Raw genomic sequence first — 19,158 nt, 5'->3', positions numbered from 1 at the left:
CATCCAAAAATGGTTTACAATTTAGCTTTAATCCATTTTGTTATTTCTTCAACAGAGGGAACACGTCCCATAGATTTCATATCCTCTTCCACCGCAAATCCAGGAACTGAAAGTAATCCTGCTTCTAGGATTTTTTCCATTTCCTCTATTTTCTCAACTTCCACATTCTCTCCCAACTCATCAATTGCTTTTTTTGCTGTTTTTTCCAGTGCCTGGCACTTGGCACAACCAGTGCCATAAACCTGAACTTTCATTTTGTTATCACCCGCATAGAAATCACATGTTTTTAGAGGATTTATTTTCTCTTCTTGTTAATTTAGATTCATCTTGTCAAATCGATTTAATATCGATGTATTCATTTTAAATCAAATGGGCAGTGTTCTTTACATGTGCGGGCCTACACTACAATCAATGCAACGTTTTTCCATAAATTCAGCGATTTCACCATCAAGATCTTCTTTTCCTATTCGTGCATCAGGGTAAGTTTTGATAAGCGTTTACAGCTGCTACTGCTCCTTCTCCACAAGCCACTACAATTTGTTGCACTCCGCCGGTGACATCTCCAGCTACGTATACTTGGGGGATATCTGTTCTTTGGTTTTTATCGGTGGTGATGTAGCCGAGTTCATCTAAGTCTACCCCCATACTAGCTGCAAGCTCACTGTTGGGGGTTTCTCCGACTGCTATGTAGATGCCAGCTACCTCAACTTCTTTATCAATTTCTGTTTTTGTGTTGCGAATTACTACACTTTTTAATAAATTGTTTCCCTTTAATTCCGTTACAATAGAGTTCCATATGATGGGTATTCCTTTAGCATGTATTTTATCCTGTAAGTATTTTTGGGCCCTTAATGTGTTTCTTCTGTGCACGATTTTAACGTTGCATCCTAGATCTTTGAGGTGTAGTGCGTGTTCTGCTGCGGAGTTTCCTCCGCCAACAACTAGAACCTCTTTTCCTTTGAAGAACATTCCATCACATATTGAGCAGTATGATATTCCCCTACCTATGAACTTCCCTTCATCCTTTATTCCTAATTTTCGATAAGTAGTTCCAGAACATATAATCAAAGCTTTGGCAGAGTATTCCCCTTTATTTGTGGTTAATAATAGTTTGCCATCAGTTTTATGGATTTTTGTTATTTCCTCATATTCAACGATGTTTGTATACATTTTTGCTTGTTCAGCTGTTTTTTTTAAAAATTCTATGCCGGTTATAGATTGAAAACCTGGAAAGTTGGCAACAAGTGGTGCATTGTTGGCATTTCCACCAATAACACCTTTTTCTAGAATTTTTGTTTTCAATCCCTCTCTACCTACATATATGCCTGCTGTGAGGCCTGCCGGTCCAGCTCCCATAATATAATAATATCATAGTCTCCCATAAAACCACCAAAATTATCATTAAACTTTCCATTGACGTGAATTAATAATTTATGTATTTATGATTTTGAGTTTTACACAATTCCCACTATTTCTATAAAGATTTACATTCTTTGAGAGAATAATAAACCTAAACTCCATAATGCTAATTAATGAGAATTAACTTCCTTTTTGCTTGAAATATCGGGTTAAATCTATGAATTAGGCCTAAGATGGAAATTTTCAGCCATTAAATACTTCCCATACATTTTTTGAGTTTTATAAAAATAAAATGAAAGATGATTTAATCTTCCACTTTTAACCTACCTTCTTCTGTGAGTTCTTTTTTGACTTTTGTCCAGATTCTTTCTTTTTGGTAAAGTTGGCGAAGTGCTTTTTTGTCTGGGAATGAAATTGCATTCCCCCGACAGAGAGTTGCACAAGTTGTGCAGCCAACAGTACATTTGTATGGTTGATTCACAACAGGACCATCTTCAGTCCATTTGTAGACTTTTTGTCCGCAGTTCATGCACATTCCACATTCAACACATTTTTCAGGGTCAATGGTAGGGTACCATTCAATTTTTTCTCTTGGATATCCAGCAAACCATGCCATATTAATACCTCCATTTTCACAATTTTATCTGTGAAATTTTACTTCTCTAAATGTCATGCTCATTTATCCATTAAAGATTATTTTTTTATCTTGTTTTCATCTAATCTTAACAGATTCAACAGTTCAATTCCATTCAGAACAATAAATCATCCCTTCTTAATATTAACATGATTAATACAATATCACAATATTTAGGCTTTTCTACTTATAATGTCCAAATTCTATCGGGATGTACCACAATTGGATTAACCAACAAAACGAATTTGTTCCTTCCTATCTTTTTATCATAAAAAAATTACTAAATTTTTTCTTTGATTTTTAGATTAGGATAACACTGACTATTTCAGTGTTATGTTAAATTTTATATATTTAAATATATAAATATAATTATAAATGAATTTTTAAAAGTGAGGGGTGATTTAATGGCTGAACTCTATGAAAAAATGGTTCAAGAAGCAATGATGGCTCAAAAAGCCGATGTAGAAACTATTAAAAATAAAAGGGGAACTCAGTTCCGCATCAAAGATACCAAGGCATATCTTGATGTGGTAGAGAAAATGGAAGCAACAGCCGAACAATCAAAATCAGTTATAAACCTTCATGTGGATTCAGTGAAGGCCCACTACAACATACTGGACAGTTTAACTGATACCATAAGGCCAGAAGACGATCCTTTCGTGGAACACTACCAAACGCCAGCGATACTGGAAATTCTTTGTGATGAAGACTCTGAATTTGAAAAAAGTCTCAATAAATTCATTGAAGCCATAGGAAAAGCAGAAGCATTAATCGGTAAAGAAGTAGTAAGAAGATATGGTGGATTCTACGGGCCTACCTGTGTAGTTGATTTTGCCCTGATGCCTGGTAGCACCAGCAACACCATCAACCGCATATTAAAAACTGTAGACATTCCTGAAAACCATAAACAGGCCATACTAGCTGCTAAATCATGGGGAATGAATACGTCCTACGGTATTGGTGAAGTTTTTGCCAATGAAATTGAAGGGGGAACCACAGTAGCTCAGGCCGTGGAGAAAGAAATAAATGAGATTAAAAACATCTACCAGAACCCGGTGGAAGCTCAAGCTGAACTCATGGATGGTGCCGGTCACACATCATTCGATGTCCGGAAATACATGTCCCAATACCAGGATAAAATGGAAAACACCATAAAAGCAGCCATGGATGATGATGTACACTATGGTAACATCCTGACCGTCCCTGCATACTGTGTGGGTGACATATCCCACCACATCGCCCAATCCACCTTTAACATGTGTAAAGACGATGTCACCATGGCCATAATCGAAGCAACCACTGAAGTGATGGATTCAACCTTGAAAAAAGCCCTTCCAAACTTCAAAAGTGAATATGAAGTGCTATCTCTAGCCACCGGATCATCAGCCTGTGCAGTGGAGTACATACTGGAACTGGACGGATTCAACGCACCCACAGTGGTGGATCTGTTAACCCAAAGATTCCACAACTACGTGCAACTATACCCCACCCGTGGAGCCGCTGCAGAACTGCATAACAGTGACTTCATGGACATGATCTATCGTGGATGGGGCCACATTGACCAGGCCCGTAAAGTCCTCAATGGTTCTTCAGGCACACTAAAACCTAAAGTAGCTGGATTCGAAGTGGACTTGGAACCAATACATCAGAACGATGTGATCATGAATCCACAGCGCTACACATACCCGGCATGTGCCATAACCGTCCGTTTCTCATCCCTAATGAGGTTGGCAGATTACCCATGTCTATTGACCAGTGAACCAGTAACCGCCACCTTGATGACCAACATCATAGCCCTGCACAAGGAAAGCCCAGCGTCCCCAGCGAGAACCTGTAAGAACTGTGCAGCAGCATCACTGGTTGACTTCAGACACAACCACTGCCAGTGGAGAGAAGCAGTATAATTAGCAGTTAAAATGGTTAGTTAGTAGCATAAAATGGTTAGTTAGTAGCATAAAATGGTTAGTTACTAAAACTAGCCATTCCCATTTATTTTAAACAATAAGAGGGTTGAAATATGAAGTGTTATATCTGTGCAGAAGAAGGTAAATCAACCGATGCAGTTGCCATATGTATTGTCTGTGGAATGGGATTGTGCATGGACCATGCCATCCGCCAGGAAACCGAATTATGGACCGGAGGATACCCTTTCCCTGCAGAAAAAATAGAGGAAACCATACCCAGAATCCTATGTAAATACTGTGCAATGGCCCTAAAAAAAGGAGCACCTGAAGGAGGATAAATAAAATGGTTTCTTTAATGAAAAGATCAGTAGCCGAACTTATTGGGACATTTATTCTCGTATTTTTTGGTACTGGTGCTGCAATCGTTACCCTGATGATCAGTAAAGGTCAAACACCTCCTAACTCTTTCAATATAGGGATAGGTGCATTGGGGGGTCTTGGAGACTGGTTAGCAATAGGTTTGGCTTTCGGACTTGCTATAGCTGCATGTATCTATGGATTTGGTAAAATATCTGGTTGCCATATCAACCCGGCAGTAACCATAGCTCTGTGGTCGGTGAAAAAATTCCCATCACGGGATGTTGCACCCTACGTGGTTGCTCAACTTATTGGAGCCGCCCTAGCTAGTTTCACCTTAGCCTACATAATTGGAATGGGGGCAGTAACCACTGGAGGCTTAGGTGCCACCGCACCATTTGAAGGTATAGGTTACTTCCAAGCTATTCTAGCAGAAACAATAGGGACATTCATACTCATGCTGGCCATAATGGGAGTAGCTGTGGACAGGGAAGCTCCACCTGGATTTGCTGGCCTGATAATTGGGTTAACCGTTGCCGGTGCAATAACCACCCTGGGTAACATAACCGGAGGATCACTAAACCCTGCCAGGACTTTCGGCCCTTACCTAGGAGACATGGTATTAGGAGGAACCAATCTCTGGGCCAACTTCCCCATCTATATCATAGGCCCTATTGTAGGAGCGGTTCTAGCTGCATTAGTATATACCTATCTTTCAGAAGAAACAAGAACAGCTTGATAACTCTTCTTCTTTTTTTGAAATTAATTAAATTGAACTGCACATAACATTTTCTCAAGATACCATAAAATCCACAAATATGAGGATAAGCATGAATATATCAACTCTTTGATGCTCAACATCATCAATTGTTATATGAATATTAATTTTATACCTGTTTTAGCCCATATAATTGGTAATAGTGAATTTGGTGACCCTATGACTAAAGCCATTTTTGCTGCTGTCCAATCTGGTGGATTCAATAAACTTCCTCCCCAAAAAATCTTTAATATACATCAAATAGCAATTAAACAATTATGGCTAAAAAAATAGGGTAAAAGTCCTGCCAGAGCCCATGCTCGGTGAATGGACTTCCATTTTTTTGATTTTCGTTTATTTTATTTTTCATATATAAAGACGCTTATTTGATGTAGACCTAAAGGTATATAGTTATATTACAGCATTGAATAAATAGCCTATGGCCGTTATAGATACTGCCAGTATACCTATAAATATAGCCAGGAGTTTAGGTTTTAACACTTTTCTGAGTATAATCATCTCAGGCACGGATAGTGCGGTTACCGCCATCATAAAAGCCAGAGCTGTACCTATTGGTATGCCTTTGTCAATAAATACCGCCACTAAGGGGATGATTCCTGCAGCATTAGAGTATAATGGTACTCCTATTAACACAGCTATGGGTACTGCTAAAGGATTACCCGGACCAGCATAGGTCAGAAGGAAATCTGATGGCACGTATCCATGGATTATAGCCCCTATTCCAATGGCTATAATCACGTAAGGTCCTACCTTCTTCAGGAGATCTATAGTGTAATCTTTAGAAGATATAGCACGTTCCCTCAGAGTCTGATTTTCCTCTTCTAATGCTATTCCTGATTGTTCAGCGGCTTTAATTTTTTCAATCATATCATAAACATAACTTTCCACTTCACCTTCAAGTTTAAGCTTTCCAATTATTATACCAGCAACAATGGCAATTATCAGCCCGGATATTATGTATAACGCGGTTATCTGCCATCCTACCATACCCCATAGTAAAATAATAGCGATTTCATTTACCATTGGGGAGGCAATTAGGAATGAAAATGTTACACCAAGTGGTACTCCTGATTCAATGAATCCAATGAAAAGTGGTACTGCTGAACAGGAGCAAAAAGGAGTAATAATCCCCACTAAAGCCGCAGCTACATTCCCCACATACTCATTTCTTTTACCCAGAGCCTTTCTAACCTTAAGTGGTGATATATAGCTTCTAAAAAAAGCTATGGCGAATATTATAACGGTTAATAAGATTAAAATCTTTATAGTATCATATATAAAAAAATTCACCGCACTGCCCAGCTGTGATGCTGGATCTAATCCCATCAGGACATATGTAAGATAATTAACTCCTTCCTGTAAAATATCAGGCACCATTTTTAACCTCTTTTAAAATTTCGATTTAATTTGTATTAAAATCAATGAACTGCTAGAACTGGACATTTAGCGTGTCTAAACACTTTTTCAGTCACACTACCCACTAAAAAGCGTTCCATGGCATGTTTTCCAGAGGCGCCCATAACCACCAGATCTATGTTTTCATCATCCACAATTTTAAGAATCATATCGGCAGGATGGCCTTCTTCTGTCTTCAAAGTTACTTTAATTCCCCTAACAAAGCCTTTTTCCCTTGACATATCTTTAAATATTTGGGAGACTCTTTCCAATGCATCGATCCCTTCTCTTCTGAATACTTCATTCACCTTACTCGTAAAGTCCTCTACTGGCAACCCTGCAAGAGAATGAGTTTCCAGAACATTTAAAACAACAAGTTCGGCATTGTTCTGACCAGCAATTATAATTGCATGTCGAGCTGCCTTTTCCGCACACTCTGAACCATCGGTAGGTAATAATATTTTTTTATACACTCAATCACTTCCGTTTACTATTTCCATCAGTATCACGAGTTATGATGTTTTATTCTTCTTTACAAATTCCTTCAACTTCCTCTGACTTTCCATTACATTGGGGTAAGCCTAAATGGCATTCATTGTATAAACCGCAGTATCTTTTGGAAACTGCCACTAACATTAACATCAATGGAACTTCAATCAGAACCCCAACAACAGTGGCCAGTGCTGCACCACTACTTAATCCAAATATTAAAATTGTGGTAGCTATGGCTACTTCAAAGTGGTTAGAGGCACCAATCATAGATGCTGGTGCGGCATCTTCATAGGACAGCTTCAACTTCCTTGCCAAAAAGAAATAACTAATGCTATATACAAATACTGCTTCCACAAAGATGGGCACAGCCACCCAGAAGATAGTTAAAGGATTATTTACAATAACCTCCCCTTTAAATGTGAATAAAAGGATTAAAGTGGCTAGAAGGGCTATTATACTTACAGGTGTGAGAATGTGGAGAAACACATTTTGGAACCATTTGAAACCCTTATATTGAATAATTAATTTCCGAGAGAAATAACCAGTTACTAATGGGAAAAAAACATAAATAGCTACAGAGAAGGCAATTGTTTGCCAGGGCAATGGTACTTGGGCAATACCCGTTAAGAAACTAGTTAGTGGAGCGTAAACTACTACCATTATCAATGAATTCACAGCTATCATTACCAAAGTAAGGCCATCATTTCCTTTGGCTAGGTAATTCCACATGAGAACCATGGCAGTGCAGGGTGCTATTCCAAGGATAACCACACCTGCTAGGTAACTTCTCCAAAGCTCAATTTCTTGCCCAGTGGCAATTATTTCAGTTCCGGGTAAGAAGCCCACAAATAAGTATCCTAAAAAGAACCAGGCAAAAAGAAAAGTGGAAAATGGTGCAATGACCCAGTTAAGGAAAAGGGTTAAGCCCACAGGTTTAGGGGTTTTAGCAGCCATTATTACCTTTCCAAAATCAATTTTTACCATTATTGGATAAACCATGAAAAATAAAGCTATGGCTATGGGTATAGATACATTGAAAACCGTGTAGGAGTCTAATGTCACCGCTAATCCTGGAACTGCTCTGCCCAATAGTATTCCAGCTATGATGCAGATGAAAACAAATATGGTTAGATATTTTTCAAAAAATGACAAATTTTTGCTGGTTAAACGCCTTTCTACCATTGAATTGCCTCGCCTCGTTTTATTAATGAACGGTTAAAACAGGACATTTTGCCTCTCTAACTATTTTTTCAGCAACACTCCCCAATATAAATCGCTCCAGGGCGTGTTTACCCGAACCACCAATTACTATGAGGCCTATTTCTTCTTTTTTTGCAGTTTTTAATATCTCATCTGCCGCTGTTCCCTCTTTCATTAGAAAACATCTTTTTATATCGGTTTCAAAACCCTCTTCTTTTTCGATATTTTTGAAAATTTTAGAGATATTGTCCAAATATGTTTGTCCTTCTCTTTTCAAAATATCCATGGTTATCCCTGAAGTTGGTTGTGGTTCTAAAACAGTTAAAACAAAAATCATGGAATTATATTTACTTGCAATCACAATTGCATGTTTTGCAGCGTTTTCACTAGCTTCTGAACCATCTGTAGGCAATAATATTTTTTCATACATCATATCACCATTCTAACATTAAATTTATCTTACTCTACAGTTATGGCTTGATCCGGACACAATAAAGTACAAAGACCACATTTTGTACATTTGTCCCTATTCATTGGAATTGGAACATGAATTCCTTTTTTATTGACATTTCCAGATTGTTCATAAACACCAACCGGACAGAATTCAATACAAATATTGCAGCCTTTACACAAGTTTTCATCAATTTTTATCATATTATTTCTGTTTCTCAACTTTTGAGGATTGCCAAACTTAGTATTTACTTTTTCATGAATTTATCCATAAATTCTTGACAGATTTCACCAAATTTAAAATCCACTTTACACATATTTTTACACATATCACGCATTTCCCCCATCATCTCATCATCAACCACCATATCATTCATAAAAGGAGTAAAATCCCCTTTATCCATATTTTTGCACATGTTTTGCATTTTTTCCATCATTTTTCTCATTATTTAATCCTCCTTCATCTGTTTCCTGCATTTAAAACAGTAATCCGTTTCTTTATCGGTTTTGAAAATTCTGCCGCAGTTTTTGCATACTACCTCTTTTAAGGATGTTTTTTTCTTCTCTAACACTCCAGTTTGGCAGGCACATCCTCCTCCACTGTACATTCCTTTGATTTTTGTTTCAAATCCTTTATCATCTTTATTCATATTTTTAACCACTTTTTTTTGGTTTTAAATTAGTTAAATTCTCATGGGTAATGTTTTTTTATGAATTTTGACAGCCAGTACAAATAATATAATTGTGAATAGGACGATAACAGCGAAATCAAGTAGTATGGGATAATAACTGCCATTTCCTAGGGAATATCGAGTTAAATCCGTGAAATATGTGAGGGGTGAAAAAGATGCAATGGCTTTGCCCCAGAATGGCATGCTTTCTAGAGGAATGAAAATTCCGCTAATAAATACCAGTGGAAATTTAATCAAGGAAGAGATCATCATGACATTGGATGGAGCATTAGTAGGTGGAGTTGCCATTAAGAGCCCGAGGGATGAAAAACATAGGGAAGCAAGGATAATTCCTACAATGAGGATAATGGGATGTATTATATTTACTCCGATGATTAATCCTATGATCACTGGTACCAGGGTTATTAATGCTCCGAAGATGACTGAAGCCATGATATCACCGAGTATGAGGGTGTAAATGGATATGGGGTATGTCATCAGTCTTTCCAGCGTGTTCATCTGTGATTCCCATGGGGTTATAACCGGAGATACTGAGGTGGCTGTGAAGAGCATGGTCATGCCAATGAGCCCTGATATGAGAAAATCTGTGGATAAATTTTTACTACCTGTTAAAAAGGCCAGGAAAAGGAATAAAGGTATCAATATTCCGAATATGATTACTGGTCCTTTGAGATAGTAGATCAGGATGTCCTTTCTCATAATGGCCAGAGAACGTTTTAACTGCCCGAAATAAATATTTGACATCATTAACTCCTCCCAATCAGTTCTATGAAAACTTCTTCCAGTGATGGATCTAAAGTGTTCAAGGAGTTTATCTTTATATTTTTAGATTTAGTATACTCTGTCAACGCTAAAATCAGATTATTAATATTATCTGTGTTTAAAGAATATTTCTCCCCTTTTTTACTTATATCCTGGATTTCAAGGAGTTGTGATAATTCTTGGATGTTTACTGGGCCGTCAAAAGTTACCTCTATGGTATTCAACTTTTTTATCATTTTTTTAAGGTTTTCAGGAGTGTCTATGGCGGCAATTTTACCTTTGTTGATAATTGCTATCCTTTCACATAGTTTATTGGCTTCTTCCAGGTTGTGTGTGGTGAGTAAAATGGTTTTACCTTTCTCATGAAGCTTTAACAGCATCTGTCTGATTAAAATACTGCTTTGAACATCCAAACCACTGGTAGGTTCATCTAAAAATAAAAGTTGTGGATCGTTAATCAGGGCCATGGCCAGTATCAATCTCTGTTTCATACCCTTGGAGAAGCCCTTCACCTTATCATCCCTTCTGTCATAAAGACCAAATTCCTTTAGAAGTTCATCTGCTCTATTTTCGGCCTCATTTTTAGGGACTCCATAGAGATCCGCTATTAAACTAATGTTCTGTCGGGAGGATAGGTCTACGTAGGCATTGGAAGTTTCAGGAACAACCCCCAGATGTTCTTTAGCTTTTAAGGGTTCTTTCTGGATGTCATATCCCAATATAACAGCTTTTCCACTGTCTGGTTTGATGATGCCGGTTAACATTCGGATGGTGGTTGTTTTCCCAGCCCCGTTAGGCCCTAGAAAGCCAAATATTTCGCCTTTTTTAACTTTAAATTCCACGCCATTCACAGCCCGAATTTTTTTAAAGTTTTTGACAAGGCTTTCAACTTCAACAACATATCGCAATGTTTTCACCACTTCTTACCCTGAAATTATTGTTTTAATATGATTTTACGGTAAATATTCTCATTTGTATAATATTTTTCCGTGGTTGGGGATGTAATTTAATCTATTTTTATTATTTCACCTGAGAATTTTTTGGTTAAGGGGATGGTAATAGTTAATAAGCCATTTTCAAATTTGGCTAGTGCTTTTTTAGGATCTATTTCATGTGCCAGAGAGTAACATCCACTGTAATCAAAATCTTTTCTAGATGCATTCACACAGACACTGGAACTAGTCATCTCAAGTTTTATATCTTCCTTGTTTACACCAGCAAGTTCAATGATTATCTTTAAATCTATTTCATCATGACTAATGTAAACCACAGGCACGTATCTTGCTTTTTCAACCATTTTCAACACCTCAGATATATTTTATCCTATTTTACCTAATCATCAATCTCTAATTTTTGGGCAACATTTTACTTGCTTCACACGCTCCAATAAACCATCATGCCATTCTTTAAAATCTTTAGCATTAAAGACTACAACAAAATCTCCTTTATTAAATCTATTTTATCAAAATCGGAGTCTTCAATTAGTTCTATCATCACCCCCGTGAAACGTCCCATCTGAAACTTAGGTCCGTCTTCAGCCATTTATCTCCCCCCCTAATATTTCAAAATGTGTGTTTAACACACATCTGATTATTCATTATTTGAAGATTTCATACGTTCTTTTACGGATCCTAGTTTAGTGAGGTTTCTAGCTACTTGTTGGATCATCTGGCCAGGTATAGCTACGATCATTTCTTCATCAGTGTATTTTTCTCCTATGCCTCTTACCGCTTTTTTAGCAGCTCCACAGGGTATGGCAAAACTTACCACATCTTCAAGATAGGTGCGTGCAGTGGTGTACCCACAGAAACTGTAAGGTGCGGAGAATTCGGCTTTTATATTTCCACCGCTCTGAAATATTGTGGCGTGCATTAATTCTTGGGCGTTTCTGGCGTTTGACGGAAATGCCAGGACCACATCAGGATCTTTAGCATCTTCTAGAGGTTGGATTAATGTGCCTTTCACATCTTTAACACGAGGTACGGAGTTTACAAAGTGGGAGGCAGATCTAGAGTTAGCTACGGAACTTTTATTTACATAGAATTTCCCGGTTTTCTCAAATTCGGGAATTTCTCCCATTCCCAGAACAGATTTGCCCCTCAAACATGAATGGACCTCACCGGGAGCGTAGAATGATTTTTTTTCTGATGCTGCCTTTTTAAGCATTACACAGTAGAATAAAGGATCCTTTAAAGTTTCTATATCCTTAGGGATACTATCTTCATTTTTGATGAGAGTTACTCCCACCAATCCATTTAAATCCAGTATTTCATTCAAATTTTTAGCAGTTTCTTCCATTTTTATCCATCCATTTTTTTTGTTTTTATTCCTTCAGCTGTTTGAACATGGCCTCCAAACGAGTTTGATATGCATTTTTTATCATTTCCTCTTCATCAGCCATTGGTTTAACTGGTACGAGGTCCATGACTTCCCCGGGGTTTAATTCAGATTGATAAAACGTTTGTGCTGCCCCAGTGATCATCTTTTGTAGGCTTTCCTGTATCTCCTCATCTTCCAAACCAAAGGAACGTCCCAGTTTAAATAATTCATCAAACTGGAACCAGAAATAAGTAGGGCCCATGGCGGTTAAAAGTGCATAAGCCTCCAGTTTGCCCTCATCAACTTCAGGAGTAACCCCTAAAATATTGAATAATTTCAGGATTTCTTTTTTCTTTGAATCATTCATCTTCGGGGCAAAGCTGATGGGGTTGTAGCCCTGATTGATAATAGATGGAGCATTGGGGATCATACGCACGATACGGGTGAATCCACCCAGTAAACTGGAAATTTGTTTGATCTGAGGTTTTGGTGCCAGAGAAACAACAGTTGAATCCGGTTTGAGGTAAGGTTTGATTTTCCCCAACACCTCAGCCATAGCAGGTGGATGAACTGCTAAAAAAACCATGTCCTGAGAAGCAGCAGATTCATTATCATCCGAAACGATTTTTATTTCCGGAAATTCTTTTTTAAGTTCTTTAAGAGATTCTAAACTTGTATCATACACCACCACATTGTCTAATTCAATTTTTCCTTTTTTAAAACCATTCAAGATTATTTTAGTTATTCTTCCTCCGCCAATGAAGCCCATGCTTTTCATTTCGTTACCCCCATACCAAATCATCAAATATTCATTTTTTCGATTCGATCCATTTTTTTATTTCATCTACTGGGGGGATCCGGCCCATGGATTTTATTTCTCCGTCGATTGCTAGTCCAGGGGTGCCGGTGATTCCTGCTTCAAACATCTTGTCAATTTCCTGTATCTTTACAATTTCAGCATCTGCATTTAACTCTTTTATTGCCTTTTTGGCATTATTTTCTAAAGCTTGGCAGTTTCCGCATCCGGTTCCATATATTTCTATTTCCATCATATCACCTCAGTAACTATCTTGATTTGGATGATTTCTTTAAGAAGAAATCAGAAGTTAACAACAGCTCTTTCTCCCTAAATTTAGGCCCAGTCTACCAAAAAATCCAACATGACCCCTGCCTATGAGTTCAGATTGGCTTCTAAGGGTGTATACTTTTATTTTTTGGTTTGAAAGTAGTTGGATGAATTTTATAAATGATTTATCATCCCAAATTTCATTAATTGTGTTTTCTTTAATTTTAAAAATGATATCAGCAACCGGACGTTCCATGTAATCTGGGTTTTCAATTTTAACCAGCATATCATGATTTTTCTTTTCTAAAAGAATTATCTGATCTTCATTTTCGCCGATTAATATTCCAATAACTGATTTATCCAACAAACCTGAAAAAAAGGAAGGAGATTGTTCCACCCAATTTTTCCACATATTCATATCAAAGGGATTTTTTTCTAGATCACTATTGTTCATAACTTAAAAACTCCCATAAATCACTGGTTTACAAAAAATTTTTATTAGGGTCCTTGAAAATCATGTTATGGTTTTTTAAGTAGTTTTATTTTTATTCTGTGCTAACTTAGCATTCATCCTTTCAAATCGGTTTTTTATATCTGTGTAATCTTTTTCATCGAATGGGCAGTCTTCTATACAGTAGGTACAACCTTCACTACAACCAATACAACGTTCTTCCACAAATTCAGTTTCTTTACCACCACAACAGGTTTCTGTTTCTATGAGTGCGTTTTCTGGGCAAGCTTTGATACATTTACCACAGCGGTTACAATATTCTGTTATCCAAGAGTGTTCATCATCAGTTTTTATTGGCAGGTTTTCGATACTGGTGAACACTGCAGAAACTTTTTGCCTGGGGCCTGATACTGGAGTGATTAGAAGACCACTTTGTCCTACCCATCCTAAACCTGCTTCTTGGGCAAGTGGTGTAAATCTTACCACACCTCCGTAAGGGTGGGCAGACTCTGCTGCAAAACCATTTTCCCTAAGATAATCCGCAATTTGATAGGTCATATTCCCCAGTTTTTCGTAATGCGCATCATTTAAGGCCTGTGCTTCAGCTCCAGGATCGGTTATGATTAAATCATCATCCATTTCCATGGTTAGCACAATGGCATTCGGGAACAGAATGGAGTTACCCTCATTTATTAATTCTGGAGGAACTTTAGTGTACCCTATGCTTGTAATGCCAATGGAATGAGCGTATTTTTCTAATTTTTCGATAAAGTCTTCATCCGCCATGGTTTTTGGCTCAGAAGGATTATTTACAACAAATTCATCAGGGTAATCTCCTCCACATCCACAGGAACATCCACCATTATCCACATCAGATGATTCAGTTCCACAACCACATCCTTCATCATCTTCAGAGCCCTGAGTTCCAGTTGATTCTTCATTGGTTTTTATAATTCCACCACAACCACATCCACCATTAGAATCATCGGCATTCTGTGGGGAGGAATCTGTTTCAGACGATGATCTTTTCGCGCTACTTTCCTCTTCAACTTCCAGAACTCCCTCTTTTTTGAGTTCTTTTTTGACTTTTGCCCAGATTCTCTCTTTTTTGTAGAGTTCACGTAGATTATCTTTGTCCGGGAATGAAATGGCATTCCCCTGACAGAGGGTTGCACAAGTAGTACAGCCCACAACACATTTATCAGGATAGGCAACTATTGGCACATCACCTGTCCATTTGTAAACTTTTTGACCACAATTCATGCACATACCACATTTTACACATTTTTCAGGGTCAATGGTAGGGTGCCATTCAATTTTTTCTCTAGGATATCCTGCAAACCATGCCATGTTAATTACCTCCATTTTCACAAGTTTTTATCTGTGATTTTCCTTTTAAAACTGATAATGCTCCCTTATCACGTGAACGAGGTATAGCCTTTTCTTCAAGGTATTTTAAGTGTTCCATGATTAATGGGAGGTATGATCCAGGGAAGCCCATTATGGCTTCCTTTTCTGATAGATCTGTGGCATCTCGACAGCCATAACAGCCATAAGTCAAGTTTACACGATTTTTGAGGAATGGAATGATGGTAGAATCGACACAGGTTGCTTGTAATATGGCTGTGGAGCTTTCTATCCTCTCACCACCAGTGGCATGGAGGTAAGCTAGGGCAATCCACATCAATTTCTCCGGATCATCTTCAATAATTATTACGTCAGGTATTTCAGTGGCATTTTCAAGTGGGAAAAGGTGTATACCTTTAATCTTGTTTTCATCCAATCTCACCATACCTTCAAACATTTTCTTACCTACTTCAGGGTCAGATACGATTCCAAACCCTACTAAACCATTACCTGATTTAAGACCTTCTGGTAATGGTCTAAAACCAAATGCACGAGCTGCAGCTGGACATGATATTTCTTCTCCAGTGAGTATAACATCATATCCATTTCGGGCTTTCATCAAAGCCTGGCAATACCGGTGTTTTTTAAGAATTTCTGCATCTTTAGGGAAGTTATCATTCACTTCCATGAATCTAATTCCCACAGGATAGCTATCAAGGCTGAGAATTGATTTCATGGTTTTTCCCATTCTTTTAACTTCTTTAACATCCATAATTTCTTTCATAACATGTCTCCTATTGGATTGGATCACATAATTTATCAATTAAAATCAAAATTTCTGGATTTTTAAGGCCATATAACGTCCAAATACCCTCTTTATGCCCTTCAATGAATCCTGCATTTTTCAACACATTGAGATGATGTGATATGGTGGATTGAGGTTTATCCAGAACAGCCATGATTTCACAAACATATAGATCCCTTAATGTTAGTAAGGACAATATTTGTAGCCGGGTGGGATCTGAAATGGCTTTAAAAATTTCTGTTTTCTTATTAAACTCTAACTCATCATATGAATTAGATAATAATTTTTTTAATCTACTAATTTCGTCTAATTCAATGTTACAACAATTTTTTATTTCATCTATTTTCATTCGACCACTCGAAATAAGATTAATGCCTTCCCCATCATTTCTTATGTTTTAAGTTCCATTTTTGACAAGATGTTATATTCTCAAATATCACTTTCGTAATTTTTCAAGACTACTACTAATAATTCATATATCCAAATATATAAATGTATTGATATCATAGGAAGTCATTTATTTTCAAAAAAATGCATCCTTTGTATTTAGGAATAAAAAATCCAAAATGGTTTTTAAATCGTTTCTGGATCCTGTTCAGCAACACAGAACCCACAAACTGCCCCAGGGTTATCTTTTTGCCGTTCTTTAACAGGACAAAGATAGTTTTCACCATTATATTGAACTTTTAAACCCCCAGGGAATGGTGTCCCCACGGGGTGAACTGGTTCTCCCAGTATGAAAGTAGTGTAAACAGAAATAACCTTATAAATCTTGAAAAATGCAGGATCGAACCCCTCACCATCCAAAGTTTGTTTTTCCTGCTCCATAAGTATTGCAATGGCATTCTGAATTTCCTGCAGATTTAAACATTCATTATCATGAGTTTTGTGTTCTTTAACCTCTTTAATACGTGTTATGAAAGCATGGGTGTAAGCTTTTATGTATTCTTTACGGTAACTTTCTTGTACGTATCGAGCATCGTTTATGAGGAAAAAACTAGCCTTCATGATGTCTTGAAGTGAAATATGGTTAGCTTCATTCTTTAAAATATAATGGAGCTTTTCTCGATGTATTTCACGGCATGAGAGAACATCCTCTATTTTTTCCATTTGAACAATCATCCCCATTATGAAAACTTTCTTAAAACCCATTTTCTAAAAAAATAGGGAATGAACCCCTCATACAAACATACCACGATTTTATTTAAGAGCCCTTACCTGTACACTGGTTATTTTCCCTACCAGACGTTCATCAAGGTCTTTTTCTGTGAAAAAGTGTTCTTCTATGATTTCAACATCTTTAAATCCTGCTTTTCTTATGGTTTCCAGATATTCTTCCTTTTCCATGGCCCCGGCAGTGCATTCAGACCAGGCCTGGAAGCTTTTACGGATTTCATCCGGAAGTTCACCCTCGGTAACTATATCCGATATCAATATTCGACCACCATCGTTCAAAACCCTGAAAACCTCTTTAAAGGCTACGGATTTGTTTGGTGTGAGGTTTATAACACAGTTACTAATTATTACATCAATAGACTCATCTTCAATGGGTAAATTCTCTATTTCACCCAGTTTGAATTCCACATTCCCATAACCGCCTGCTTTAGCATTTTTAGTGGCGGTTTCCACCATATTATCAGTCATGTCCACTCCGATGACTTTTCCCTGGTCACCCACCTTGTTGGCGGCCAGGAAAACATCTATTCCCCCACCGGATCCCAGGTCTAGTACGGTTTCTCCCTTTTTAATCTCTGCTAGTGCAGTTGGATTACCACAACCCAGGCCAAATATGGCATCCGCAGGAATACTTTTTATTTCATCCTCAGAATAACCAACAGCTTTGGCTTGCTGGATTATACCAGCCATACCGTTACCGGAGCAGCATGAACAGGATGAATCTTCTTTAGTGGCAATCTTTGAATATCTTTCCTTTACAAAGTCTTTAATTTCTTTTTCTTTCAAGTTGTCCACCCACGTGTTAGTTTCATATATCCAAATATATCAATATATAGATAGGTGGGTGAATTTCCTTATAAACTTAACTGTCAAATTATGAAAATTAATGGAAAAGTATCTAATGGAAATCATATGGAAAAGATCAAATTTTTAATAAAAAATCAGAGCCAGAAAAAAAACGTCACTGTTACATGTCTTAAAAAACCCTGTACTTCTTACACTGTTTGATAAGTAATTCTTGGGAGTTTTTGGTGCCGTGACCAGGTAAATAGATTTTACACCCGGTTTTTGCAAGTTTACCCCAGCTTTTCTTCATGAGAGGCACATCATCGGCAAATGGAGGGAATATGGACCACCAGAATACACCGAACATGGCATCTCCCACCAGGGCCACTTCATAATCCACAATAAGGCTGATGGAACCTTCAGTATGTCCCGGTGTGTGCATTAAGTAAGAATGGTGAGTTAACTGGTATTTATCATCAACCAGGATGTCAGGATTTGCTAATTCGTAGTCACTGAGACTGGTTATTTTTCTCCCTATTTTTTCCACCATGCCAGCCAAAGGGTTAGTACCAGTGGGTAAGGGTGAACAACCCTGTTTTAAATAGTCAGCCTCACTACGATGGAGTATTATCTGAGAATTGTAGTGTTCTTTTATCCAGGCTGCGTTTTCAACATGATCGTAATGAGTATGAGTTAAAACCAGCCATGATAATTCCCCTCCACCCAGTAATTCATCCAGTTTTGCCTTAAGATCATTTCTGGATCCTTTAAGACCAGTATCAACTAAAACTGAATTATCACCATCTAAAACCAGGTAAGAATTTCCCCTTCCCCACCCAATCTGATAGATTATAGAGCCACCCTTAGTTAGCCATTTTTTCATTTAAACACCGATAAATATTTTTATAGAGCAATAAACTATAGCCAAAAGTTAATGGTTTTGGGTTTCCTTTTCTACAGTAGATGTTATACCTATTTTCACTTTAAATATGGTGAACCCATTCCCCATCCCCCAGAGGATTGTGCTATCTAAGGCGATCCTTGGGAAAATATATTTTCCTCTGTAGAATTAATTGATGGTGAGAAGAAAGAATATACTGGATTGAATGTCATTAAACATACCCTCCAATCAAGTCTGTAATTTTAGTTGAAATATTTTAAATAAAATGTTACATTATATGAATA

General features: G+C 37.5%; 26 protein-coding genes. 3 read left to right on the top strand and 23 right to left on the bottom strand.

All coding sequences use genetic code 11. The features are described 5' to 3' along the window. Nucleotides 1-14: 14 nt before the first annotated feature. The 3 genes from BK009_RS11385 to BK009_RS11375 all read right to left on the bottom strand — a co-directional run bounded on the left by BK009_RS11385 (nt 15) and on the right by BK009_RS11375 (nt 1,975). Nucleotides 15-254, bottom strand: coding sequence for an MTH895/ArsE family thioredoxin-like protein (locus BK009_RS11385; protein WP_100909609.1), 240 nt, complete (start codon nt 252-254; stop codon nt 15-17). Nucleotides 255-474: 220 nt separating this feature from the next. Next, complete coding sequence (locus BK009_RS11380; RefSeq protein ID WP_236950986.1) at nt 475-1,356, bottom strand: NAD(P)/FAD-dependent oxidoreductase; 882 nt, start codon at nt 1,354-1,356, stop codon at nt 475-477. A gap of 307 nt (nt 1,357-1,663) precedes the next feature. Continuing rightward, a complete protein-coding gene (locus tag BK009_RS11375) occupies nt 1,664-1,975 on the bottom strand; it encodes an ATP-binding protein (protein ID WP_100909608.1) in 312 nt (103 codons plus the stop codon). A gap of 422 nt (nt 1,976-2,397) precedes the next feature. On the opposite strand from BK009_RS11375, the gene BK009_RS11370 reads away from it, so the two are divergent. The 3 genes from BK009_RS11370 to BK009_RS11360 all read left to right on the top strand — a co-directional run bounded on the left by BK009_RS11370 (nt 2,398) and on the right by BK009_RS11360 (nt 4,993). Further along, complete coding sequence (locus BK009_RS11370; protein WP_100909607.1) at nt 2,398-3,897, top strand: DUF2193 domain-containing protein; 1,500 nt, start codon at nt 2,398-2,400, stop codon at nt 3,895-3,897. 113 nt (nt 3,898-4,010) lie between these two features. After that, nucleotides 4,011-4,235 carry a DUF2180 family protein gene (locus BK009_RS11365; protein WP_100909606.1) on the top strand — a complete coding sequence of 75 codons (225 nt, stop codon included), beginning with the start codon at nt 4,011-4,013 and terminating at the stop codon, nt 4,233-4,235. 5 nt (nt 4,236-4,240) lie between these two features. Next, a complete protein-coding gene (locus tag BK009_RS11360) occupies nt 4,241-4,993 on the top strand; it encodes an MIP/aquaporin family protein (protein WP_100909605.1) in 753 nt (250 codons plus the stop codon). Nucleotides 4,994-5,422: 429 nt separating this feature from the next. Here BK009_RS11360 and BK009_RS11350 read toward each other — a convergent pair whose 3' ends face one another. From BK009_RS11350 to BK009_RS11250, 20 genes are all read right to left on the bottom strand, one after another. Beyond that, on the bottom strand, nt 5,423-6,409 hold the full coding sequence (locus BK009_RS11350; protein ID WP_169923172.1) for a permease: 987 nt from the start codon (nt 6,407-6,409) through the stop codon (nt 5,423-5,425). A 41-nt stretch (nt 6,410-6,450) separates the two neighbouring features. Next, nucleotides 6,451-6,900 (bottom strand): universal stress protein, encoded by a 450-nt coding sequence (locus BK009_RS11345; protein ID WP_100909603.1) that lies wholly within the window; start codon nt 6,898-6,900, stop codon nt 6,451-6,453. 49 nt (nt 6,901-6,949) lie between these two features. Further along, entirely contained in the window at nt 6,950-8,101 is a 1,152-nt protein-coding gene (gene arsB, locus BK009_RS11340; RefSeq protein ID WP_100909602.1) for an ACR3 family arsenite efflux transporter, read from the bottom strand. Between the two features lie 22 nt (nt 8,102-8,123). Further along, nucleotides 8,124-8,549, bottom strand: a complete 426-nt coding sequence (locus BK009_RS11335; protein ID WP_100909601.1) for a universal stress protein — start codon at nt 8,547-8,549, stop codon at nt 8,124-8,126. 29 nt (nt 8,550-8,578) lie between these two features. Then, the gene (locus BK009_RS11330) at nt 8,579-8,791 is read right to left on the bottom strand and encodes a 4Fe-4S dicluster domain-containing protein (RefSeq protein WP_257790621.1); all 213 of its coding nucleotides are present in this window, start codon (nt 8,789-8,791) and stop codon (nt 8,579-8,581) included. Between the two features lie 26 nt (nt 8,792-8,817). Further along, the gene (locus tag BK009_RS11325) at nt 8,818-9,015 is read right to left on the bottom strand and encodes a hypothetical protein (RefSeq protein ID WP_100909599.1); all 198 of its coding nucleotides are present in this window, start codon (nt 9,013-9,015) and stop codon (nt 8,818-8,820) included. 3 nt (nt 9,016-9,018) lie between these two features. Continuing rightward, on the bottom strand, nt 9,019-9,219 hold the full coding sequence (locus BK009_RS11320) for a hypothetical protein (protein WP_100909598.1): 201 nt from the start codon (nt 9,217-9,219) through the stop codon (nt 9,019-9,021). A gap of 33 nt (nt 9,220-9,252) precedes the next feature. Then, a complete protein-coding gene (locus BK009_RS11315; RefSeq protein WP_100909597.1) occupies nt 9,253-10,005 on the bottom strand; it encodes an ABC transporter permease in 753 nt (250 codons plus the stop codon). Between the two features lie 2 nt (nt 10,006-10,007). Then, nucleotides 10,008-10,931: an ATP-binding cassette domain-containing protein gene (locus BK009_RS11310; RefSeq protein WP_100909596.1), complete on the bottom strand. Its 924-nt coding sequence runs from the start codon at nt 10,929-10,931 to the stop codon at nt 10,008-10,010. Nucleotides 10,932-11,029: 98 nt separating this feature from the next. Then, complete coding sequence (locus BK009_RS11305) at nt 11,030-11,320, bottom strand: Hsp20/alpha crystallin family protein (RefSeq protein ID WP_100909595.1); 291 nt, start codon at nt 11,318-11,320, stop codon at nt 11,030-11,032. A 293-nt stretch (nt 11,321-11,613) separates the two neighbouring features. After that, a complete protein-coding gene (locus tag BK009_RS11300; RefSeq protein WP_100909594.1) occupies nt 11,614-12,321 on the bottom strand; it encodes a DUF169 domain-containing protein in 708 nt (235 codons plus the stop codon). 25 nt (nt 12,322-12,346) lie between these two features. After that, the gene (locus BK009_RS11295; protein WP_157809731.1) at nt 12,347-13,120 is read right to left on the bottom strand and encodes a pyrroline-5-carboxylate reductase family protein; all 774 of its coding nucleotides are present in this window, start codon (nt 13,118-13,120) and stop codon (nt 12,347-12,349) included. Between the two features lie 31 nt (nt 13,121-13,151). Then, nucleotides 13,152-13,391, bottom strand: a complete 240-nt coding sequence (locus BK009_RS11290) for a thioredoxin family protein (RefSeq protein WP_100909592.1) — start codon at nt 13,389-13,391, stop codon at nt 13,152-13,154. A gap of 57 nt (nt 13,392-13,448) precedes the next feature. After that, entirely contained in the window at nt 13,449-13,862 is a 414-nt protein-coding gene (locus BK009_RS11285) for a hypothetical protein (RefSeq protein ID WP_100909591.1), read from the bottom strand. Nucleotides 13,863-13,937: 75 nt separating this feature from the next. Next, nucleotides 13,938-15,209, bottom strand: a complete 1,272-nt coding sequence (locus tag BK009_RS12715) for a 4Fe-4S binding protein (RefSeq protein ID WP_236950985.1) — start codon at nt 15,207-15,209, stop codon at nt 13,938-13,940. A 1-nt stretch (nt 15,210) separates the two neighbouring features. Then, complete coding sequence (locus BK009_RS11270) at nt 15,211-15,990, bottom strand: DUF169 domain-containing protein (RefSeq protein ID WP_169923170.1); 780 nt, start codon at nt 15,988-15,990, stop codon at nt 15,211-15,213. A 10-nt stretch (nt 15,991-16,000) separates the two neighbouring features. Continuing rightward, nucleotides 16,001-16,360 (bottom strand): ArsR/SmtB family transcription factor, encoded by a 360-nt coding sequence (locus BK009_RS11265; RefSeq protein ID WP_100909590.1) that lies wholly within the window; start codon nt 16,358-16,360, stop codon nt 16,001-16,003. 224 nt (nt 16,361-16,584) lie between these two features. Beyond that, nucleotides 16,585-17,121 (bottom strand): DUF2115 domain-containing protein, encoded by a 537-nt coding sequence (locus BK009_RS11260; RefSeq protein WP_236950984.1) that lies wholly within the window; start codon nt 17,119-17,121, stop codon nt 16,585-16,587. Between the two features lie 90 nt (nt 17,122-17,211). Then, complete coding sequence (gene arsM, locus BK009_RS11255; protein WP_236950983.1) at nt 17,212-17,982, bottom strand: arsenite methyltransferase; 771 nt, start codon at nt 17,980-17,982, stop codon at nt 17,212-17,214. 181 nt (nt 17,983-18,163) lie between these two features. Beyond that, on the bottom strand, nt 18,164-18,856 hold the full coding sequence (locus BK009_RS11250) for an MBL fold metallo-hydrolase (RefSeq protein ID WP_100904954.1): 693 nt from the start codon (nt 18,854-18,856) through the stop codon (nt 18,164-18,166). Between the last annotated feature and the right edge of the window lie 302 nt (nt 18,857-19,158).

Source organism: Methanobacterium subterraneum (genome assembly GCF_002813695.1).
GTDB classification, from domain to species: Archaea; Methanobacteriota; Methanobacteria; order Methanobacteriales; family Methanobacteriaceae; genus Methanobacterium; species Methanobacterium subterraneum.
Note: the sequence above shows the minus strand (reverse complement) of the source record. Positions and strands in the feature narration are given on the sequence as shown.